This window comes from Methylococcus sp. ANG, assembly GCF_040730495.1.
Lineage (GTDB): Bacteria > Pseudomonadota > Gammaproteobacteria > Methylococcales > Methylococcaceae > Methylococcus.
The window spans coordinates 1,007,758-1,030,511 of record NZ_CP160399.1 but is presented as its reverse complement, the minus strand read 5'-3'; the positions used below and the strand labels follow the sequence as shown (position 1 = coordinate 1,030,511).

Sequence of the window (22,754 nt, the reverse complement as noted above, 5' to 3'; positions counted from 1 at the left end):
GACCGTAGTCCGCCAACCGCCCATGAGGATCGCATAGCATGTTCCGGAACGTTCCCCCCTCCTCGGGCCGGATTCCCCCCAGCAACTGGCACGCCATGGAGCCGGCGGAAGCCCTGGAGATGCTGGATGGCAATCTGGCACAAGGTCTGACCGAAGAAGAGGCCGCGAGGCGGCTCGAACGCTACGGACCCAACCGTTTGGCCCCGAGAAAAGGCAAGCCGGCCTGGCTGCTTTTCCTGTCGCAGTTCAATCAGCCATTGGTTTATATCCTCCTGGCGGCCGGGGCGGTGACGGCATCGTTGCAGGAATGGGTGGATTCCGGCGTCATCTTCGGTGTCGTCGCAGTCAACGCGGTGATGGGCTTCCTCCAGGAAGCCAATGCCCTGAAAGCCATCGATGCCCTCGCTCGCAACCTGAGCGTCCACGCCACCGTGATCCGGGGTGGGACGAAGCGCACCGTGCCGGCGACGGATCTGGTGCCGGGGGACGTCGTCTCGTTGCTTTCGGGCGACAAGGTGCCGGCGGACATCCGCCTGATGCGCACGAGAGAGCTGCAGATCGACGAATCCGCTCTTACGGGGGAATCCGTGCCGGTCGAGAAGCGGACCGGCGCCCTTCCGGCCGACACCCTCCTGGCCGATCGCGGCAACATGGCGTATTCCACCACGCTCGTGACCTATGGCAGCGGTCTTGCTCTGGTCGTGGAAACCGGCGACCGCACGGAAATCGGCCGGATCAACCAGATGATCGCAACGGCCCGTATCCTCGAAACGCCGCTGACGCAAAAGATTTCCCATTTCAGCAAACTCTTGATGTGGGTCATTCTGGGTTTCGCCGCGGTCACGTTCCTGGTCGGCTGGCTGCGGGGCGAATCCGCGCTCGATATGTTCATGGCCTCGGTGGCTCTGGCCGTGGGCGCGATTCCCGAGGGCTTGCCGGCGGCTCTGACCATCACCCTGGCCATCGGCGTTTCCCGGATGGCGAAGCGCAACGCCATCATTCGCAAACTGCCCGCCGTGGAAACCCTCGGCAGCACCACCGTGATCTGCTCGGACAAGACCGGTACCCTGACTCAGAACCAGATGACGGTCGTAGCGGTGTACGCGGACGGCGAGCATTTCGAAGTCACCGGCAGCGGTTATGCGCCGGAGGGCGAGTTCCGGCAGGCGGGCACGGCGATCGACCCCCGCGGCCATTGGGCCTTGATGGAGTGTCTTCGGGCCGGCCTGCTGTGCAACGATGCCCGCCTGATCGAAGGCGTCGAGGGGTGGAGCGTCGAGGGCGATCCCACCGAAGGGGCGCTGCTGGTTTCGGCGCGCAAGGCCGGACTGCACGAGCTTCACGCCAGCGAGTCCCACCCGCGGCTCGATACGCTGCCTTTCGAGTCCCAGCATCAGTTCATGGCGACCCTGCATCACAATCGGGCGGAGGACGCCCGCCACGTCTATTTGAAAGGATCGGCGGAAAGCATCCTGAGCCGTTGCGACGCCGCATTCGACCGTCACATGGGGGTTATGCCCCTCAACGCGACCGCCATTCATGCCCAAGTGGAAGCGATGGCCGCGCAAGGGCTGCGCGTCCTGGCCTTCGCTCGCGGAGACCGGCTCGTGGACGAGGACAGGATGGTCCACCATACGCTGCAGGGCGGTCTGACCTTCCTCGGCCTGCAAGGCATGATCGACCCGCCCCGGCCGGAAGCGGTGGAGGCGATCGCTGCCTGTCAGCGGGCGGGGATTCGGGTCAAGATGATCACCGGCGACCACCCCGGTACGGCGCGCGCCATCGCGCGCCAGCTCGGCTTGGTGCGCGAGGGAAGATTGCACCGGCTGTTCGGCATCGCCCCCCGGGGGCGGGTGCTCACAGGGGCGGAACTGCAGGGGCTCGATGAGGAAGCTTACCGCCGAGTGGTGGAGCACTGCGACATATACGCCCGCGTCGCGCCGGAGCAGAAGCTCAACCTGGTGCAGGCCTTACAGGCACAGGGGAATGTAGTCGCCATGACCGGCGACGGCGTCAACGATGCTCCGGCCTTGCGGCAGGCGGACATCGGCGTAGCGATGGGCAGGGCCGGCACCGAGGTGGCCAAGGAGGCCGCCGCGATGGTGCTGACCGACGACAACTTCGCCACCATCGAGGCGGCGGTGGAGGAGGGGCGTGGCGTTTTCGACAATCTGATGAAGTTCATCATTTGGACACTGCCCACCAACGTCGGCGAAGGTCTGGTGATTACGGTGGCGGTGCTCAGCGGGGTCCCATTGCCCGTCCTGCCGGTGCAGATACTCTGGATAAACATGAGCACGGCGGTGCTGCTCGGCCTGATGCTGGCCTTCGAGGCCAAGGAGCCCGGGATCATGCACCGCCGTCCGCGCGACCCGCGACAGCCGATTTTGACCCGTACCTTGACCTTTCGAATCTTCGTGGTGGGTCTATTGCTGCTGGCGGGGGCGTTCGGCTTGTTCGAATGGGCGCTGGGGCGAGGTGAGAGCCTCGAGAATGCCCGCACCACCGCCGTCGCCGTATTCGTGTTCGGCGAGATGTTCTACCTGTTCAACTGCCGGTCGCTGGAATACTCGATGTTCCATGTGGGGGTGTTTTCCAATCCGCGGCTGCTTGTCGGCGTGCTCGCGATGGCGGCTTTGCAGCTTCTCTTCACCTACTGGCCTCCGATGAATCTTGCGTTTGCCAGCGCCCCCATCGGAGCGGTCGCGTGGGTCTTGGTCCTGGCCGTGAGCCTTACGATCCATGCCGCGGTTGGGATGGAAAAATGGATAGGCCGCCGATACCTGAAACGATGAGTTCCTGTGGCATCGTGCGGGGCGGCAAGCGGGAATACCGTCAGGGCGGCGACACCTATCGTGGAGGCGCCGCGAATGGCCGGATCTTTGCCATCAACTGGTCCGCCGTGACCGGCTCGAACCAGCCCATCGGATAACCCGCCGCGGCGAGCGCGCCGGCCAGCCAGCCGTTGCAGGTGTGGAAAATGTGGAATTTGCCGTTCGCCGGGTAGAACCGGCTGCCGCCATGGTGTCCCGGTCCGACGGGCGGCGCCCGCGGGGAGCCGTTTCTGGCGAAGCTGCGGTCGACGTAGCCGGCCAGTCCGGCGAACGGCTGCGGCGCCAGGTCGAGCCGTATCAATTCGTAACCGGCGTAACGCGCCGCGATGTTCCCCTCGATGCCGGCCACATGCAGCACGCTGGCCGTCGGCCAGAAGGCCGCTTTCAGGGTCAGCCACAGCCCGGGATCACCCGACTGGTAATAGTCCCAGTCGCCCCAGCCCAGCTCCAGGTAGTCCGCCGCGGGGAAATCGGAGCTCTCCGGAATGAACCCGGCGGGAATGTCCGCTTTCCGCAGGATGAGGCCGGCATGTTTGCCCGCGTTGACGACGTAGATCGAGGCGTGGGGTTCGCCACGTGCAAGCGCCGGGCTTGGGGTTCCCGGCCCCGCACAGGCGGAGCACAGCCACAGCAGGCAGAGCAGCAGCCGGACGAGCGGAGTCATCGCGCCAGAAAATCGGCGACCGCCTGAAAGCGGCGCCGCCGGACCGCGGGATCGATGTCCTGCAGCGGATGAGCGAATTCGGGGGACTTCAGGACGAAACCACCGCGTTGCCCGATGAGCCTGGCCAGTTCCTCGATTTCCCAAGGCATCACGATCCGGTCGCGCAGGCCGACGATGAGCATGAGCTTCGATCCGTCCCGCGGGAGCTTGCGCACCGGATCGTAGTCCTCCGGGCAGCCCAGGCGGGAAATCCGGCTGGGAGAGGAGTCCACCACCAGCGCATCGTAGTCGCCGCCCGCGCCGGCGGCATTGGCCAGGACCACCCCGCCCATGGACATGCCATACAGGTAGCGGCGGGCATAACCCTTCGCATTCAGCGCCGCGACGATCTCGCGGTAATCGGACACGATGGCCTTGAGCCGGCTCTTTCCCTCGGAAAGCCCGTATCCGCGGTAATCGTATACGTAAACATCGAGTCCCAAGTCGCGGAAGAACGCCAGCGCGCCCATGATCTGATCTGCCAGCATGGCGTTGCCCTGCGCCACCAGCAGATAGCCCCTGGGATCGGCCGCATGCAGTCGGTAGCCGCCCAGCACGCGGCCGTCGCCGGTGGTGAAGGAAAGCCGCTCGATGCCCCGGATCGACCGGACGCGGCCGGCGTCCGGGGCTCCGGCGGCCCGCCGGAACTGCCAGAACGCCAGGGGTTCCCGTACGATGCCGCAGACTGGGGTTTCCAGGTCGGATGGAGGCTTGCCGTAGACCATGGGGACAGCTCCGCTCGAAAGTGCCATGGACATGAGCCAGGCAGGGACACGGGAAGAGGGGCGGGTCATGAGGGTACGGTTCCTACACCAACACCCGCTCGATCCCTCCCTTGACCGCCCGCTCCATATAATCCTTCATCCAGTTCTCACCCAGTACATGCCGTGCAAGCTCAACCACGACGTAATCGGCGTCGAGCTTGTCGACATCCTCACGGTAGCGTTGCAGGCCTTGCAGGCAGGAAGGGCAGGAGGTCAGCACCTTCACCGGGCCGTCGAAGCCGTCCGCCCTTGCCCTGGCCGCATCGGCTTTCAGTTCGGCCTCCTTGCGGAAGCGGACCTGGGTGGAGATGTCCGGGCGGGCGATGGCGAGAGTGCCGGACTCGCCGCAGCAGCGCTCGGATTTGGCGATCCGGCTGCCGTCGGCGGTGGCGATCAGGGCGTTGACGGTCTTGAGCGGGTCCTGCTGCTTCATCGGGCTGTGGCAGGGATCGTGGTACAGGTAGCGGGTGCCGTTCACGCCTTCGAGTTTCACGCCTTTCTCCAGCAGGTATTCGTGGATGTCGAGCATTCGGCTGCCGGGGAAGATGCGGTCGAATTCGTAGGAGGCGAGCTGGTCCAGGCAGGTGCCGCAGCTCACGACCACCGTCTTGATGTCGAGGTAGTTGAGGGTGTTGGCGACGCGGTGGAACAGCACCCGGTTGTCGGTGGTGATCTTTTCGGCTTTGTCGAACTGGCCGGCGGCGCGCTGCGGGAAGCCGCAGCACAGATAGCCGGGCGGCAGCACGGTCTGCACGCCGATCTCGTACAGCATGGCCTGGGTGGCGAGGCCCACTTGTGAGAACAGCCGCTCCGAGCCGCAGCCGGGAAAATAGAACACGGCTTCGGAATCCACCGCGGTCTTGCGCGGGTCGCGGATCACCGGCACGACCTGGTTGTCCTCGATGTCGAGCAGGGCGCGGGCGGTCTTGGCTGGCAGTTGGCCCGGCATTTTCTTGTTGATGAAGTGGACCACCTGTTCGGCGACTTTCGGTTTGCCCAGCGAGGCCGGCGGCCGGCGGGTCTGGGCCTGACCCCAGGGTCTGAGCAGCAGATGGCCCAAGCGCTGGCCGCGGTAGCCCCATTCGATCATGCTGGTACGCATGGCCTTGATCGCATTGGGGCGGGTGACGTTGAGAAAGGCCAGCGCCGCGGTCTTGGCCGGATTGAAGCTCTGCTTGCCCATCTTGCGCAGCAGGTTGCGCATGTTCATCGACACCTGGCCGAAATCGATGTCGACCGGGCAGGGGTTGTAGCACTTGTGGCAGACGGTGCAGTGGTCGGCGACGTCCTCGAATTCCTTCCAGTGGGTGATGGAAATGCCGCGGCGGGTCTGCTCCTCGTACAGAAAGGCCTCGATCAGGAGCGAGGTGGCGAGGATCTTGTTGCGCGGCGAGTACGGCAGATTGGCCTGTGGCACGTGGGTGGAGCAGACCGGCTTGCACTTGCCGCAGCGCAGGCAGTCCTTCACCGAATCGGCGATGGCGCCGATGTCGCTCTGCTGCATGATGAGCGACTCGAAACCCATCAGGCTGAAAGACGGCGTGTAGGCGGCGCGGAGGTCGGCGCCCGGCATCAGCTTGCCCTGGTTGAAGCGGCCCTCGGGATCGACCTGGACCTTGTAGGCATGGAACGGCGCCACTTCCTCGGGCGTCAGGAATTCGTATTTGGTGATGCCGATGCCGTGCTCGCCGGAGATCACTCCGCCCAGCGAACGCGCCAGCGCCATGATGCGGACGACGGCGGCGTTGGCCTCCTGCAGCATCTCGTAGTGGTCGGAGTTGACCGGCAGGTTGGTGTGGACGTTGCCGTCCCCGGCGTGCATGTGCAGGGCGACGAATACCCGGCCGCGCAGGACGGCCTTGTGCACCGCCTCGATCCGCTCGACGACCGGACGGAAGTTGTCGCCCTCGAAGATGCTCTTGAGGCGTGGCAGCAGTTCGTTCTTCCAGGAGACGCGCACCGAATGGTCCTGAACCCGATGAAACAGCGTCGGCTCCTCGGCGCGGTTGGTCAGCGCGCCGGCTTCGATGCCCAGATCGGCAAACCGGGCTTCGGCCTGCTCCAGCGGCAGATCCAGGTGATGCAGTATCCATTGCCAGCGTTCCCGCACCGAGAGGACGGCATCCAGCGCCAGCGCCCGCCGCTCGCCGATCAGCTCGGTCTTGTCGACGCCCTCCTCGTAGGCGCGCAGCGGCAGATCGCCGCCGAGGAATTCCGCCAGGGCGTCGCACAGCTTGAGCTTGTTGCGCAGCGACAGCTCGATGTTGATGCGCTCGATGCCGTCGCAGTAATCGCCCATGCGCGGCAGCGGGATCACCACATCTTCGTTGATCTTGAAGGCGTTGGTGTGCTTGGAGATCGCCGCGGTGCGGGCGCGGTCCAGCCAGAACTTGCGGCGGGCCTCCGGGCTGACGGCGATGAAGCCTTCCGCCCCCCGGGCATTGCATAGCCGCACCACTTGGGACGCGGCCTGCGCCACCGCGTCGTCGTCGTCGCCGACGATGTCCCCGAACAGCACCATCTTCGGGCGGCCGTGGCGGCGGGCCTTGGTGGCATAGCCCACGGCCTTGACGTAGCGTTCGTCCAGGTGCTCCAGCCCCGCCAGCATGACGCGGGCGCCGCCGCTCTTGGGCAGGCTTCCGAGGTAGTCCTGGATTTCGACGATGGCCGGCACGGCTTCGCGCACCTGGCCGAAGAACTCCAGGCAGAAGGTGCGGGTGTACGGCGGCATCTCGTGCAGAATCCAGCGCGCCGAGGTGATGATGCCGTCGCAGCCTTCTTTTTGAATGCCGGGCAGGCCGCCGAGGAATTTGTCGGTCACGTCCTTGCCCAGGCCGGTCTTGCGGAAGCGGTGGCCGGGGAGGGTGAGGATTTCCTCGCTCAGGGCTTGTCCCGAGGCGTCGTAGCGCTTGAGCCGGAACCACACCTCGTCCTGATCGTGGATCTTGCCGAGGTTGTGGTTCAGCCGCTCGACCTCCAGCCAGTTGCCGTCCGGCGTGACCATGCGCCAGGAGGCCAGGTTGTCCAGCGCCGTACCCCACAGCACCGCCTTCTTGCCGCCGGCGTTCATGGCGACGTTGCCGCCGATGCAGGAGGCGTCCGCCGAGGTCGGGTCGCAGGCGAACACCAGGTCCGCCTGTTCCGCCACATCCATCACCCGCCGCGTCACCACGCCGGCGCCGGTGAAGATCGTGGCGTAGGGCTGATCCACGCCGGGCAGCCGGGTATCGCGTTCGACCGGCCCCAGCTCCAGCAGCTTCTCGGTGTTGATGACGGCGGACAAGGGTGTCAGCGGCACCGCGCCGCCGGTGTAGCCGGTGCCGCCGCCGCGGGGGACGATGGTCAGCCCCAGTTCGATGCAGTCGCGCACCAGGTGGCCGACTTCCTCCTCGCTGCAGGGGTAGAGCACGACGAACGGGTATTCCACGCGCCAGTCGGTCGCGTCGGTCACGTGGGTGACGCGGGCGTAGCCGTCGAAGCAGATGTTGTCCTTGCGGGTGTGGCGCGACAGCAGGGTCAGCGCCCGCCGGCGCAGTTCCCGGGTATGCTCGAATTGCGCTTCGAAAGCGTCGACCGCCTGCTGCGCCGCCTGGATCAGCAGGGCAACCTTGGCCGCGCGCCCGGCACTGCCGGCCTCGACCTCGGCGCGGCGCTGGTCTATCTGGCGCAGGCGGTGGCGCAGCGCCTCCAGCAAGGCCCGGCGTCGGCCCCTGTTGTCGAGCAGGTCGTCTTCCAGGTAGGGATTGCGCTGGACCGCCCAGATGTCGCCGAGCACCTCGTACAGCATGCGCGCCGAGCGGCCGGTGACGCGCTCGGCGCGCAAGTCCTCCAGCACTTGCCACATGTCCTCGCCGAGCAGGCGGATCACGATCTCGCGGTCGGAAAACGAGGTGTAGTTGTAAGGAATCTCGCGCAGGCGGACGGGGCCTGGGTCGGTGTTGGGGGGTAAGGCTTCCGGGGCCGCAGCCATGCCGTGGTTTCTCTTGAGCAATAAAGGTTCGATTCTATCGCGCGGGCAGGGCCGGAAATACGGCCGGGCGCGCAACAGTGATGATCGGTTTGCGAACCCGTTCAGCCGGATGGACCCATCCCGCCCAGGCAGAGGTATTTCAGCTCCAGGTATTCGTCCATGCCGTGGCGCGAACCTTCTCGGCCGATGCCGGACTGCTTGACCCCGCCGAAAGGCGCGACGTCGTAGGACAACATGCCGGTGTTGACGCCGACCATGCCGTATTCCAGCGCTTCGCCGACGCGGAAAGCGCGGGCCAGGTCGCGGGTGTAGAAGTAGGCGGCGAGGCCGTACTCGGTGGCGTTGGCGATCGCTATGGCTTCGTCTTCGGAACCGAAGCGCAGCAATGGCGCCACCGGCCCGAAGGTCTCCTCGCGAGTGCACAGCATCTCCGGCGTGACTTCCGCGAGCACCGTGGGCTGGAAAAACCGTCCGCCCAAGGGGTGCCGCCCGCCTCCGGCCAGTACGCGGGCGCCTTTAGCCCTTGCATCGGCGATGTGGCGCTCCACCTTGGCGAGCGCCTGCTCGTCGATGAGCGGGCCCTGGACGACACCTTCGTCCAGGCCGTTGCCGACCTTGAGCGTGCGTACTTTGGCCGCGAGGCGTTCGGCGAAGGTGTCGTAGATCGAGTCGTGGATCAGGAAACGGTTGGTGCAGACGCAGGTCTGGCCGGTGTTGCGATATTTCGACAGCGATGCGCCCTCGACAGCCGCGTCCAGATCGGCGTCCTCGAATACGATGAAGGGCGCATTGCCGCCCAGCTCCAGCGAGACCTTCTTCACCGTCGCGGCGCATTGCGCCATCAACAGGCGTCCCACCTCGGTCGAGCCGGTGAAGGAGAGCTTGCGGACTCGGGGGTTGGAGGTCAGTTCGCCGCCGATCGCTTCCGGCCTTCCGGTCACGACGTTGACCACGCCCGGCGGGAAGCCCGCCCGCACCGCCAGCTCCGCCAGGGCGAGGGCGGTCAGCGGCGTCTGCTCGGCGGGCTTGACCACCACGGTGCAGCCGGCGGCCAGGGCCGGCGCGATCTTGCGAGTGATCATCGCCGCCGGGAAATTCCACGGCGTGATGGCCGCGCACACGCCGATGGGCTGGCGGATGGCCAGCAGCCGTTTGTCCGGGACGGGCGAGGGGATGGTTTCGCCGTAGGCGCGCCTGGCCTCCTCCGCGAACCATTCGACGAAGCCGGCGGCATAGACGATCTCGTTGCGGGCCTCGGCCAGCGGCTTGCCCTGCTCGGCGGTGAGGATGCGGGCGAGGTCCTCGGTGTGGTTCAGGATCAGCTCGTACCAGCGGCGCAGGACCGCCGCGCGCTCCTTGGCGGTCTTGCCGCGCCAGCCGGCCCAGGCGCATTCTGCGGCGGCGATCGCCCGCGCGGTTTCGGCGGCGCCCATGTCGGGCACGCGGGCCAGAATCTCGCCCGTGGCCGGGTTGGTCACGGGAAAAGTCTTTGAGCTGTCGGCGCCAACCCATTGGCCGTCGATCAGGCACTGCGTACGCAGCAGGCCGGGCTGGGCGAGGCGGAGTTCATGGCTCATCGGCGGACTCCCAAAAAAGGATGTGCCCGTGTCGTGTACGGCATTTCGCACATTTTCGGCGCGGTAGTACCATGATGCACCATGAGGCCGCAGGAGTCTTGATCGCATCACAACGAAAGTCGAAAGAGGAGAATCGTGCATGAACGTACAAAAGAACGGATCGGACGGGATGGCGTCCCGGCTTAAACTCGCGGCGGCGATGCTGTTGATGTTCGGATGGGGCAGCGGCCAGGCGGAACCCGAACCGGCGCAGCCGCAGACCTTTTCACCGGACACGGCCTCGATTTCGCCGGCGGTGAAGCAGAAGGTTCTCGAGCACATGAAACAGACCAACCTCGAGCGGCTGAAAGGCTGGCCGGGAATCATTTTCTACTGTCCGGTGGAAGAGGCGGAAAATCCGGCGGTCAAGGCCATCTGTACCGCCGTGAACGCCGATGTCGGCAAGCTGATGGTCGAACACAAGGTTCCGTTCCAGATCGCCAAGAGCTCGTTCGACACGCATTTTCTGCCGCACATGTCGGGCCGGCTGCTGCTCGTCGTCGATTTTGCGGCGACGCCGCCCGGCGCCCAGCCCGCGGCGATCTCGGCCGAAGTCCAGGGGCTGGCCCACTATGCCCACGCGGTGAACTGGTCGTCCGAGCTCTATCCCGAGTCCGGCGGCAAGGACAAAAGCCCGCTGGAAGTGCCCCAGCACGTCGATGCGCTGCTGTGGGAGAGCAACTTCATCGTGGCCACACCGGGCGATCAGTCCACCCTGGTGGAGCAGGCGATCGCCGCGATCGAAGAAAGGGTCAGGAACTTCCTCGCCGAGTTCGACCGGGTCAACCACAAGCGCTGAAGCGGGACTCCGCCAGCGGGAGAGCAAAATCAAATGTCAGAACGATACGATATCGCCATCGTAGGCGGCGGGATGGTGGGCGCGACGCTGGCCTGCGCGCTGGAAGGAACCGGGTTGCGCGTCGCCCTGATCGAGGGGGCGCTGCCGCCCGCCTTCTCCCCGGAGCAGCCGCACGACCTGCGGGTCTCCGCGGTCAGTATCGCCTCGGTCAGCATCCTCAACTCGGTCGGCGCCTGGGCCGGTGTCGTTTCCCGCCGCTGCTGCCCGTTCCGGCGGATGCGGGTGTGGGAAGACCGCGGCGACGTGCTGTTCGCGAGCGAAGACATCCACGAGGAAGTGCTCGGCTACATCGTCGAGAACCGCGTGCTCCAGCTCGCGCTGATCGACCGGCTGCCGGGTCTCTCCGGCGTCGATTTCCTGTGTCCGGCCAAGACCCGCAAGATCGACTATGGCTCGCACGGCTCGCGCCTCGAACTGGAGGACGGGCGCGTGATCGAAGCGCGGCTGCTGGTCGCGGCGGACGGCGGCCAGTCTCAGGCCCGGCAGGCCGCCGGCATGGGGATCAGCAGTTGGGACTACGAGCATCATGCCCTGGTACTCACCGTCGAGACCGCCTATCCGCAGCAGGACATCACCTGGCAGCGCTTCACCCCGCACGGGCCCCAGGCCTTCCTGCCCCTCGACGGGCGCAACGCCTCATTGGTGTGGTATGAGGCGCCGGAACGGGTGAAATGGCTGCTCTCCCTCCCCGACGAAGCCCTGCTGGGCGAATTGGGCCGGGAATTCCCCGCCGAACTGGGCGAGATCAAGAGCATCGTCAGCCGCGGCTTCTTCCCGCTCCGCCGCCAGCACGCCTTGCGCTACTACAAGGAAGGCGCGGTCCTGGTGGGCGACGCCGCCCACACCATCCATCCGCTGGCGGGCCAAGGCGTCAACATCGGCCTGCTCGACGCCGCCGCCCTCGCCGAAGTGCTCGCCAAGGCCAAGCGCGCCGGCCGCGACATCGGGTCCAGCGCCATGCTGCGCGAATACGAAGGCATGCGCCGCAACAGCAACCTACTGATGATGACCGCCATGGACTTCTTCTACCGCGCCTTCGGCAACGCCAACGTCCCGCTGCGCTTCGTCCGCAATCTCGGCCTCGGCTTGGCCGAACGGATCACTCCCGCCAAGAAGCTGGTAATGCGGTATGCGATGGGATTGGATGGGAGTTTGCCGAAGCTGGCGAGAGGAGAGGGGCTAAGGGGGTGAACGGCTGTCCCGGCGCGCCCACGCCGGCCGATGGCGGAAATCGGTCGCCAGGAATAAGTGATTGATGGCGGGTGTAGTTCGTCTATGCATCAGGGCGTTCCTAAATGTAAGAGGACTTGCGCCATGAGGATTGATATCAACCTATTGAAAATTAGACACCTGGAAAGCGCAAGAAAAAGTGCCTCTTGGGGTGTCCCTTTGTAGTTAAGCGTATGTCTACCTTTAGCCAATCCCCTTGTAGGTGGCCTATGATTGGTTGAAGTTAATTGCTGCATAAATAAGGAGGCGCCTTGAGGATGTGGTCAATACCAATTTTGCTTCCCTTTTTGTTAGTGTGCAATCCGGCCGTCGGGTACGGTCAGAGTAAATTTACAGGAAGATTTATGGCGGATTTCAGGCCGGAAGGAATGATGTATCTAATATTAGCTCAAACGCAAGATGTGGTAACTGGCTCTTTGATGATGGTTACCCCGGATGCCAAAGGTGGCACAAAAAGTCGGACATTATCTTTACAGGGTGTGACGGATAGAAGTACTATTACATTAAGAGCCAAGCAGCTCTTTGAAGACATAACTATAAGTGGACGAAAGCAGGATGAGCAGATTTTACTCATGTTTCCAAACGACTCCGGCATTATTTCGACTGTTACTTTCGTTCCTGCTTTAGAAAGCGAATTCAATATGGTTTTGAAGAATTGGCGCCAGCTACTCGCCAATACGCATGAAGCAGATCAACAAATCCAAAGACAAAAACAGCAAGAGGAAGAAAAGTTAAGAAAACTGGCCAGAATGCTTTACGATGACCTGAATCCGTGCTCCCACCCTCTAAATAATTCATAACATATTGAATCCATTGTATAATTAGCCCATTTTCGATGTCACCCATTTGATCATGCCGCGCTTTGAAGTCAAGCAATCCAGCAAGCTGCAACTGACCTCGTATTCCGGCCTGGCGCTGATTGGCCAGTGCTGCCAGGCGGCGCAGGTGGAGGCGGTCATTGATCCGAAGATTCCGGTGTCGCAAGGCATGCGCACCTCGGACATCGTCAAGAGCGTGGTCGGGTTGTTGAGTCTGGGCAAGAGCGACTTCGAAGCCATCGAGCCGTTTCGGGAGGACCGCTTCTTCAAGGAGTCGCTGGGGCTGACGAAGGTGCCCGGAGCCGTGTGGCTGCGCCAGCGTCTGAATGCCAAGGCGGAAGCCATCCGCGATCTGGCCGATGAGCTTTCCCTGAGGCTGCTGGAGCGAGCCGAGGCGCCGATCACGCCGCACAAGGGCTATGTCTGCTGCGACATTGATACCTTCGCCATGGACAATAGTGGCACGAAGAAGGAAGCGGTGTCGCGCACCTATCAGGGCTTCGACGGTTACACGCCGATTGCCGCCTATCTCGGCAACGAAGGCTGGAACACCGGGCTGGAACTGAGGCCAGGGTCCCGCCACTCGGCGTTCGAGACGCACTACTTCTACGAGCGGCTGTTTCCGCGCATCGAACGCCTGGTCAAACCGGATCAGCCCGTGCTGCTGCGCGAGGACAGCGGTTTCGACGGCGCACAGCTCCTGTTCGCCAAGGCCGCGGAGCGAGACCGGCAAGCCGCGCTGGGGCGAAGCCTCGACTTCATCTGCAAGTGGAACCCCCGCAAGCAGGACAAGGCGGCCTGGGTGGCGCGCGCCGAGGACGCGGGCGCCTTTGCCGAGACTCGCCCCGGTAAGCGCGAGGCCCTCCTGTCGCTGGACATCGAGCGCGCCTGGCACAAGGAGAAGCGCTCCTTCCGCCTGGTCGCCAGGGTCGTCGAGCGCACCATCGACAAGAAGGGCCAACACCTGCTGGCCCCGGAGGTCGAACTGGAAGGCTGGTGGACGACGCTCTCCTGTTCCGCCGAGGAAGTGATCGAACTCTACCAGCACCACGGCATGCATGAGCAGTTCCACTCCGAGTTGTTCGGCTCCGCCGAATCCTTCGCTTCGCTCAGGACCGCCACTGCGTGGCGTCCTGCGCCCTTCGGGCTTGTCAAGACCGACCTCGACCTGGAACGGCTGCCCTCGGGCAAGTTCGACACCCACGACGTGATCCTGCATCTGGCGGCCTTCGCCTACAACTGCCTGCGTCTCTTGGGACAGATCGGCCTGACTGGCGAGATTGCGCCGATCCGTCATCCGGCCAAGCGCCGCCGCATCCGGACCGTGCTGCAGGAGATCATGTACCGGGCGGCGAAGTTCGTCGCCCATGCCCGCCGGCTGATCCTCGATTTCGGCCGTGGCGTGGCGGCAAACGTAGCCGTGTTCGTGATGCTTCAGAATCGGCTGTGGGCGGCGGCGTCCGGATGACGGGAAATGCCTGCCGCACGCCTCGAATCCCTGATTCCGGAACCCCGGAAGGGACAGTCTCGCGCAGGGAGCGGAAAATGAGCTGACGATAAGCGCACGCCAAGCAGATTGGCCCCGAAACCCCGGTCGAACGTTCCCCGGATCGCCGGTAGCGAGGGCAAATCCCAAGGGAGAGCGCTCGAAATTCATGCGTTCAGGCCCGATGGGAAGGTGTAAGCCGAGGGGAACACGGATTCAGGAAACTGCATGTCCGGGTAGTAACCGTTCAGTTCCCTGGGAGCGCGGGCGTCCCGCCCGCTGAAAAAGCGGCCAGGATGGCCGCGTTTTCAGCAAAAAAGTGGGGGGCTGAACGGATACCACCCTAATTGGGTAACCAGGGGTTCTAGTCCCCAGCTCGCGATTGGGTCGAGGTAATGGGATTGCGCCAGCTACCTCGACCCGATCGTGCACTATGGACTATAGGCTCGCTATGGGTTTGCAATCGCAGCAATCTACTGGAGGGTCCTAATGGACGGAAGGTACAGTTTCACAGGCGATGTCAGGAATGGGATGGCGGTCTTGGTTTTTTCGCTATTGCTCGGTTGTGCCGAACAGCCACAGAAATCCGAAATGGACATACAGGCGGCCAATGCTTTGAAAGAGCGAGAAACCCAGGCCTTTCTAAACTCACATCCTTGCCCGGCTACGGGACAAATATCGGCCAACGGTGTATGTGACGGCTTTACCATCGGCATGGTCGTGCCGGAGCGATGTGGCGGCAAAATGAAGGCTTCCAACCTGTATTGGCAAAACAAGGAACTTGCCAAAGAGGCGGAACTGGCGGAAAAAGCGAACTGCGGCAAACCCACACCGGACGAAGAACAAGACGCATTGATAAGGACTCAAATGCGCCGAACTCTCGATCAGAGCATCTATAACGCGATGCCCCGTTGAGGCTGGCGGTGTAAGCCAATCTGCGTTCTATTCGGCTGAACCCTACGCCGATTGCGCTTCGCCATAATCGGACCTGCGCGGTAGAAGCAAGAACCCGCCGGGCGAGTAAGGCGGGTTCTACTCAGGCGGGGTTGAGTGCCGGTCAATTGCGGCAGGTCTTGACCTTGCCGTCAGGGCTATACGCCACCGAAGCGCCGCTGGCGAATTGCACATATTCGACGCCATCGATACATTGCGTGCTGTGTCCGGTGACTGCGGTGTTGATTCTTTCTCCGACGGAGCACGCCGATAAAACACTCGTTGCCGCTATCAGTATCAGCCGTATCATCAGGTTCCTCCCCTTAAGTTAATAAACGATGAAAATAGTATCACGGTCCCCGCGTGCCGGTGTCAACTCCTCGATATCGTTCTGCGCCGATACTCGCCGTGATGCGGGGATAAGCGCTCGCCGGGAATATACCGGCTGAGCGAATACCCGTGCCAGGAGACCGGCAGATTTCGATCCATAAGTCCGTCTGACGTTTCCCCGGCCTTAACGGTTCATGGTGTTCCACCGATCACCAGCGCCTTATTCGGCAGTTCCCCGAACATCTCCGGCGCATACATGGCTTCGACTCGCGTGGGCGGCAGTTCGAAGCTGCCGGGGTTGTTGTAGCGCACGGTATATTCGACGCTCCAGCGCCCTTTCGGCACATAGTCGTAATAGGCGCGGTAGGCGTCGAAGCGGCGCTCCTCGTAGATAGGCCAGGCCCAGCCGGTCTGCTGTTCGCCTTGGGTCAGCAGGGCGGAGTCGCGTCCCAGGCCGCCGCCTAGGATGCTGGCGCCGGCGGGGATGGGGTCGTCGACGACGACCCAGCTCATGTCGGACTGGGCGTCGAGTTCCAGCGTGACTCGGGCCACGTCGCCGCGGTTCCAGGCGCCGGGCTGCTTCTGTTCGACCGGGGTGACCGTTCGCTTGATCGAGAAGCCGGTGAACAGCGGTTCTTTCAGCGGGATCGCGGCGCGGCTCTGGACGATGGCCCAGGGTTTGCCCGTGCCCTGATGGCGTACCTCCAGTGTGCTCGGGCCTTCGGGCCAGGGCAGGTTCAAGGCGCTGCGCCGGGTTTCCTCGGTCCACTGCATTCCCTTTTTCACAGCGCCGAGACTCGCTTCGGTGTAGCCGGTGACGGGCGCCGATTCGTAAGCCTCGCTGAACTTCTCCATCGCCAGCCGACCCCAGGCGTTGGCGGTGGTGGTGTTCCAGCGGCCCTTGGTCTGCCGGCCCAGCGCGCCGGTGACCAGCCGCGGTATGTCTTCGCGCCAGCCCGGCAGCTCCATCACGTCCAGCACCGCCCGTACGGCGTTGAGGTCGGGCGAGATCATCAGCCACCACAGGGCGTCGGATTTCTCGCTGGAGAAGTTCAGGGTGGTGCCCTGGAAGTTCAGGCGGGTTCGGAGCGTCTGTTCCGCCTCCTTGAGCTTTGCGTCGTGCCCCGGAATCGCTTCGACACGCTGTAGCACCGACAGCCAGTCGAGCACCGCCGAAGTGGGCCAGAGCCTGGGTTCGATGCGGATGCTGCCCAGCAGCTCGGGTGCGGCTGCATCGTAGCGCGCCAGCGCTTCGACGGCCGCCAGCTTGCGGATCGACAGATCGGCGGTGGGCAGGGCGGAGTCGCGCAGCACTCGGCCCTCGATGAAGCCCTTCAGCGCCTCCTTGGCACGGTCCTGGGTGTTTTCGGGAAGCTCCCAGCCGGCTTCCTCGGCGATCGCCAGGACATAGGCGGTGAGCACGTCGCTGCCGTGGATGTTGTCGCTCGGGAAATAGCGGAACAGGCCGTCCCTGTCCTGGTAGGCGGGCAGGTCGGCGACGATCCGGTTCCACATACTCTCGTCCCGCAGCGCGACGGCCTTGGAAACCTTCTGCTCCAGGCAGGAATAGGGGTACCGCGTCATGTAGTCGATCACCCCGCCGAGTCCGTCGCCCAGTTGGGCGCGCAGCGAGACGCGCACGCCGCCGCGCCCCGGTACGGCGTCCTCGGGCCGTTGCACCGCAAGCGAGAGCGGCTTGTCGATGCGGGTCAACGTCGCCTGGAACACCTGGACAGGCACCGCCGGCTGGACCTGTTGCGAGGTCTTCAGCCGGTCGGTGGCCGTTCCGCCGTTCTCCGCTGCGGTGATTTCCCAGTCCAGCCCGGCGACGTCGACTGGGACGCCGACTTCCCAGGAGAAATCGCCCGCCGTTCCGGCCTCGAGTTCGAAGGGCTGGGGCGGAAGGTCCTGGCCGGCCGTCGCGCCTTTCGGCGTCAGCTTCGCATTGAGCTGGCCGGAGATTTTCCGGTCGGTGGCGTTGCGTGCGTTGAAGATGGCGCGGAAGCGGTCGCCTTCGCGCACCATCGGCGGCAGGCCGGAATAGAGCATCAGATCCTGCGTGGTCCGGATCGAGGTCCTGCCGCTGCCGAACAGGCCGCTGCCCGCGTTGGCGACGGCCACCAGCCGGAAGGCGGTGAGCGAGTCGTTGAGCGGCACCTCGATTTCGGCTTCGCCCTTGACGTCCAGCGGCACCCGGCCTTTCCACAGCAGCAGGGTGTCGAACAGTTCGCGCGCCGCCTGGCGCCCGCCGCCGCCGCCGTGCGGCACGGCCTTGCGGCCGTAGTGGCGCTTGCCGATGACCTGCATCTGAGCAGTGGAGGTGAGCACCTCGATGCCGCGCCGGCCCATCATCGCGTCCAGCAGGTTCCAACTGTCGTTGGGTTTGAGTTCGAGCAGGCCCTCGTCGACGGCCGCCAGGGCGATCTCGGCTTCGGCGGGGACGCCGCCGGTGGCGCGCTGCACCGCCACCTTCACCTTGGCGGTTTCCCGCACCTTGTAGGTGTCCCGGTCGGCCTGCACCTTCACATCGAGCCGGTTGGGCTCCCAGCCCACGTCGATCTGGGCGAGTCCCATGCGGTAGGCCGGCTTGCTCAGGTCGACCATCGCCGTGGCCTTGCCGCCGTCGGGCTGCCACGGCAGCTTGAATTTGCGGGCCATGTCCGCGATCCAGGTCTGCGCCGGCCCCACCCGGCCGCGCACTGCCAGCACGGAGACGAACACGTTGGGTGCATAAGCCTCCTTGATGGGCACTTCGACCACCGGCGAGCGGCTGGACAGACGGGTGATGAAGCTGTCGACGACGCCCTCGCGCTCGACCGTGACCAGGGCCGTGGCTTCGCGGAACGGCATGCGCACCTGGAAGCGGGCCTTGTCACCCAGCTCGTAGGCGCGCTTTTCGGGGATCACGTCCATCCGGTCGCTGGGGCCGTTCTCGAACCACCATTCGTCTTCACTGGCGACCCAGATCGAAGCCGTGCTCAGTGCCTGGTTGCCGGCGCCGTCGCCGGCCGTGGCCTTGAGCAGGATTTCGCCGGACACGCCGGGGGCGAGGACGCAGAGCAGGAGGCCCTGGTCATTGGTCCTGCCGTTGCAGTCGGCGCCGAGGTGCTTGACCTCGGTCTTGTCGTCGTAGGCGTAGAAGCCGCCGATGAGGCGCTTGCGGTGCGAGTAGGTGGTACGCGAGTACAGGTCGACCCGGATGTCCCGGCCGGCGGCGGGTTTCCCGGTCAGATCCAGCGCCAGCACCTGGAACCGAAGCTGGTCCTTGGTCGCCACCCAGCCCTCGGTCTTTATCCCCAGGCTGAGCCTGGCCGACCACAGCGGGATCCGGCGGGCCACGGTCAGCAGTTCGCCGTTGGCGTCCTGGTATTCGAGTTCGGCCACCAGATCCTGCGGCGTGTTCCGGCGGGGCAGGTTGGGAACCGTCACCCGTGCCGCGCCGCCCTTGTCCAGCGACAGCGGCAGCACCTGGGCGGGGCCGCCCGCTCCCGGCGTTTCCTCTGTCCTGAGCGTAGTCGAAGGGTCGGCCTCCTCGCTGTAACGGCTGTCGCGCAGCCCTTCCTCGATGGGCTGCGCCTCGAAGTCGAAATCCGGATAGCCGGGGAAGGACACCGCGCGCGGCTCGACCATCGTGCGGACCTTGACCGGCGCATTGGCCGCGCCGCCGCCGGAGAGATAGCTGACGTGGAGGTCGAGGATGGCCTCCTTGGCGTTGACCAGGGCGTCGGACTGGGGCTGGATGTCGGCGCGCATGGTCGGCACTCGGAACTGCTCGATGCGGAATTCGGCCGAGGTGGCGGATTCGCTGCCGTCTGCGTAGACGAATACGATCTCATAACCGCCGAGCTTGGCGTCGGCCGGGATCGCCCAGGTGTTTTCGGCGATCCCGCGCGCGTCGAACCCCGCCGGCAGTTCGTATTCCTGGCCGCTGCCGGCGTGGCGGACCTTGATCTTCTCGGGACGCCTGTCCGGCAAGCCGAAGCCGCTGGCCGTGCGCAGGCGCTGGAAGTGCTTCATGGACACGGTTTCGCCGGCCCGGAACAGGCTGCGGTCCAGCACCGTGTGGACGACTTCCGGGTTCCCATAGAAATCGACCGGCAGGCTGAAGTTCTGCGGCGAGATGCCGTTGGCCCAACTGCTCAGGGTGAAACTCATGTCGCCCTCGGTCCGGGCGCTCACCATGAGGGGACCGTCGCCCCAGTCGCAGCTCTCGCCGGAATCCGAAGGCTTGGGCAGGGCCTGGCCCTGGATCAGCGCCACGCCGTTGGCGTCGGTCCGGCCCTGCCATAACGTTTCGTCCTTGCAGTAGCGGCTGATGCGGACGTCGGCGTTCGGCACCGGCTGGGCCGAATCCAAGCTCGTCACCCAGACCAGCGAGGATTCCCGGCCCCATTTGAAATGCACCGACAGATTGGTGACCAGTGCGGAAGTCGCCACGTAGCGGGGCCTTTCCTCGCCCAGCAGTGCCGCGCCCAGGCGAGGGCTGGCCAGTTCGATCACGTAGAAACCGGCGGTTTCCAGCGGGATGCCGAGCACTTCGAATTCTTTTTGCGCCTCGGCGCGCGGCAGTTCGAAGGCATCCGCTTGGGCTCCTGCGAACACCGATTCGGTGCCGGTGAGTTCCTTCCATTCGGTTTCGCCGTTGGGTAACTGGATCGATTCGCCCCGCCGTTCGGCGGCTTTGCGGACCTTGCGTATCCAGGCGGCGATGTCCTGGTCGCTCAAGGCGACGCGTTTCATCTTGCCGGTGATGGCCGGGCCGCCGGAGGCCAGGCGCTGGCCGGGAACGGGGTTCTCGATGTGGCGCACGGTGACGGGCAGGACGCCGCCCTCCCTCAGCTCCAGGATGCCGAACTCGCCGGGGAACTTTGCCAGCGGCGGATATTCGTCGGTCTTGACCTCAAGCGGATAGCGGCCGGCGTTTTCCAGCGGACGCCCGGCATCGTCGGCGAATCCGGACGGCAATTCGATATGGAAAGTCGTATTTTCGGGGAAGGGGCCCTTCCATCTCAATTCCTCGACGAAAGGCTTCTGGCTTGGATCGAGTCCGACGGCCGGATAAGTCCTGCCGGCGGCATCGACCAGACGCACGGCGGCGGCCTTGTCGGCGGGGACGGGCGAACCGAAGCGCAGGGCCATCGGCAGGAGCGGAATGCAGTCTGCGTCGGCATTGATGCGTTCACAACTGAAACGGGCGGTGAAGCTCGGGCGGGACTTGAAGCTCAGTTCCTGGTCTTCGGCCGTCGCGATGCCGCTTGCCGCGGCGATGCCCTTGCCCCAGAAGATACCGACCTTCGTCTCCGGCGGTATGGCCCGGCGGCATTGCAGCAGCACCAGCCTGGCTTCGTCGGCCTCGATTTCCTCCGGCTTGAGCGACTCGAAATCGCCATCCGGCCACAACAGGTCGGTGTAGCCCCAGCCGAATTTCCGGCGCTGCGCCAACACCGCATCGCGCCGTTCACCGGTCAGGACGTCGACGCCGATCTCCTCCCCGACGCCTTCGATCCGGCAGCGGGCATGGGCGGCGACGCTTTCCGGCGTGGCCGGCGCAGCGGCGGCCAGCAGGAAGACCTGGTTTTCGTCGACGCTCTCGCTGCCTTCGCTGGGGTAGGAACCCGTCACCACCGGACCGCCGGTGTCGAAGCCGTATTCCTTGGCGAGTTCGACGGCGGCTCCGCTCAGTGCCTTCAACTGCGGCTTCGGTCTGAATCGGCAGGACAGGCCGGCGGGCAGGTCGGCTTCGAAGTCGTAGACCCAGGTGCGGGGTTCCGCCCAGCGTCCGCGCCCCTTGGCCGGGCAATCCACCGTGAACGGGTCGGCGAGTCGGGGGTCGCCGAACGCAACCATGGGCTCGGAGAACCGGACCGTCACCTGGCGCACGTCCTTGGCCGTTCCCTCCGGCGAAAACAGCTCCAGCCGGGCGGCGCCGGCCGCCTGAATCCAGAACAACGTCACAACCCAGAACACTGCGCGCATGCTCATCTGCTTCCTCGTCGCGGATCGGATTCGCTTGGCCTCGGGGCCGGAGCGGGTTATCGGATGTATCGTTCCAAAGGCGGCAATGGTCTCATCCTCGCAGGATGAGTTGAAGCTCCCCGCTGTCCCGCAGATGCTTGACCAGGTTATGGCCGCCAAGCTCGCGTTCGGTGACGCGGACATTGCCGAACGGCTCGAGGTTTCTTGCATGGATGACGTCCAGCCCATCCAGCGATGAGACGAAGATGTCGATCCGGTTGTCGCCACTGGATTTTTCCAATACGCGCTGGAGATCGAAGAACTTGGGCTTGAACAGTGCCGCGCCGTAGGTCCGGAGCACCTTGGAGCGCCACCGCCCGTCTCCCGATGCCCGCCTCTTGGACGGGGAGATGAAGGTCTGCGGCGAAAAACTGACGGCCCTGCCGCGGCCGATCAGCGTGGAAAACAGGATCGCGGCGTACCCGCCCATGGAATTGCCGATGAAGACGATTTCCTCCGCCGAGGACTTGTCGATGATGTGCTCTATGTATCGGGCGGTTTCGGGGATGTTCGAGCTGATGCCGGCCAGGCCGGCGTGGTACCAGGTCTGCGACAGGTCGCGGAAGAACACCCGGCTTTCGTTCAGGATGCGGGAGCTTTTATAGAACTCGAAGGGCGGGATGCCCAGAGCTCCTTGCAGCCCGCCGAAAGTCAGGTACAGCTTGCGCGAGCCTGGAATCAGCTCTTCCAGAACGGGTAAGGCATCGGTATCCATGGATCTGCCGGGTCGGGAGGGGATGGTTTGAAGATTCGTTCCGTTGAATGTCACATCACTGCAACAATGCCGGCGGAGACTCCACCGGCGTCCCATTATCCTGGAGACGACGTTGAAAGATAAACGAGAACCGGCAAAGGCGGCCCATGTTTCGGCGCCGGGGGAACCCGACGAAAGTTCCCGCGCCGGCGCCGCCCTCATGCCGCCGAGCCGGAAAGACGCTTTGAGCCGGATCGAGAAGCTGCCGCGGGATGTCGGCTGGATGCTGCTGGCGGGCGGACTCATGAGTGAAGTCGTCATGGGACTGCCGCCGTTCTGGGTTATCGGCATCCTGATTCTCTATCCCCAAATCGGGGCTCCTCTCACCGGTTTCCTCGAGCGCAAGGCTCCGGGGGCACTCTCCGGCAGCCTGGACTTCGTGGACCGCTATCTCGAGGATCTGGAACGCCGTTATCCGCGGCGCTAGCCCGCGGGTCTATTT

Annotated in this window: 13 protein-coding genes; 7 read left to right on the top strand and 6 right to left on the bottom strand. The window is 64.5% G+C overall.

The window, feature by feature from the left end; genetic code table 11:
- The first annotated feature begins 38 nt into the window (after window positions 1-38).
- Complete coding sequence (locus tag ABZN20_RS04750; RefSeq protein WP_367026924.1) at window positions 39-2,795, top strand: cation-transporting P-type ATPase; 2,757 nt, start codon at window positions 39-41, stop codon at window positions 2,793-2,795.
- Window positions 2,796-2,850: 55 nt separating this feature from the next.
- On the opposite strand, the gene ABZN20_RS04745 is transcribed toward ABZN20_RS04750, so the two are convergent.
- From ABZN20_RS04745 to ABZN20_RS04730, 4 genes are all read right to left on the bottom strand, one after another.
- On the bottom strand, window positions 2,851-3,498 hold the full coding sequence (locus ABZN20_RS04745) for a DUF2459 domain-containing protein (RefSeq protein ID WP_218806726.1): 648 nt from the start codon (window positions 3,496-3,498) through the stop codon (window positions 2,851-2,853).
- Window positions 3,495-4,289 carry an alpha/beta hydrolase gene (locus tag ABZN20_RS04740; RefSeq protein ID WP_367026923.1) on the bottom strand — a complete coding sequence of 265 codons (795 nt, stop codon included), beginning with the start codon at window positions 4,287-4,289 and terminating at the stop codon, window positions 3,495-3,497. The genes ABZN20_RS04745 and ABZN20_RS04740 overlap by 4 nt, the downstream gene beginning before the upstream one ends.
- A gap of 55 nt (window positions 4,290-4,344) precedes the next feature.
- Window positions 4,345-8,271 carry an FAD/FMN-binding oxidoreductase gene (locus ABZN20_RS04735; protein ID WP_367026922.1) on the bottom strand — a complete coding sequence of 1,309 codons (3,927 nt, stop codon included), beginning with the start codon at window positions 8,269-8,271 and terminating at the stop codon, window positions 4,345-4,347.
- A 101-nt stretch (window positions 8,272-8,372) separates the two neighbouring features.
- The gene (locus tag ABZN20_RS04730) at window positions 8,373-9,848 is read right to left on the bottom strand and encodes an NAD-dependent succinate-semialdehyde dehydrogenase (protein WP_367026921.1); all 1,476 of its coding nucleotides are present in this window, start codon (window positions 9,846-9,848) and stop codon (window positions 8,373-8,375) included.
- 139 nt (window positions 9,849-9,987) lie between these two features.
- Here ABZN20_RS04730 and ABZN20_RS04725 point away from each other — a divergent pair, with 139 nt between their 5' ends.
- From ABZN20_RS04725 to ABZN20_RS04705, 5 genes are all read left to right on the top strand, one after another.
- A complete protein-coding gene (locus tag ABZN20_RS04725) occupies window positions 9,988-10,686 on the top strand; it encodes a hypothetical protein (RefSeq protein WP_367026920.1) in 699 nt (232 codons plus the stop codon).
- 33 nt (window positions 10,687-10,719) lie between these two features.
- Window positions 10,720-11,937 carry a UbiH/UbiF/VisC/COQ6 family ubiquinone biosynthesis hydroxylase gene (locus ABZN20_RS04720; protein WP_367026919.1) on the top strand — a complete coding sequence of 406 codons (1,218 nt, stop codon included), beginning with the start codon at window positions 10,720-10,722 and terminating at the stop codon, window positions 11,935-11,937.
- Window positions 11,938-12,320: 383 nt separating this feature from the next.
- Complete coding sequence (locus ABZN20_RS04715) at window positions 12,321-12,776, top strand: hypothetical protein (RefSeq protein WP_367026918.1); 456 nt, start codon at window positions 12,321-12,323, stop codon at window positions 12,774-12,776.
- A gap of 52 nt (window positions 12,777-12,828) precedes the next feature.
- Entirely contained in the window at window positions 12,829-14,262 is a 1,434-nt protein-coding gene (locus ABZN20_RS04710) for an IS1380 family transposase (protein WP_367026175.1), read from the top strand.
- A 549-nt stretch (window positions 14,263-14,811) separates the two neighbouring features.
- Complete coding sequence (locus ABZN20_RS04705) at window positions 14,812-15,195, top strand: hypothetical protein (RefSeq protein WP_255556449.1); 384 nt, start codon at window positions 14,812-14,814, stop codon at window positions 15,193-15,195.
- Between the two features lie 540 nt (window positions 15,196-15,735).
- On the opposite strand, the gene ABZN20_RS04700 is transcribed toward ABZN20_RS04705, so the two are convergent.
- A complete protein-coding gene (locus tag ABZN20_RS04700) occupies window positions 15,736-21,525 on the bottom strand; it encodes an alpha-2-macroglobulin family protein (RefSeq protein ID WP_367026917.1) in 5,790 nt (1,929 codons plus the stop codon).
- 85 nt (window positions 21,526-21,610) lie between these two features.
- The gene (locus ABZN20_RS04695; protein WP_218806736.1) at window positions 21,611-22,273 is read right to left on the bottom strand and encodes a hypothetical protein; all 663 of its coding nucleotides are present in this window, start codon (window positions 22,271-22,273) and stop codon (window positions 21,611-21,613) included.
- A gap of 112 nt (window positions 22,274-22,385) precedes the next feature.
- Between ABZN20_RS04695 and ABZN20_RS04690 the strand changes: the two genes are divergently transcribed.
- On the top strand, window positions 22,386-22,739 hold the full coding sequence (locus ABZN20_RS04690) for a hypothetical protein (RefSeq protein WP_218806737.1): 354 nt from the start codon (window positions 22,386-22,388) through the stop codon (window positions 22,737-22,739).
- The last annotated feature ends 15 nt before the right edge of the window (window positions 22,740-22,754 follow it).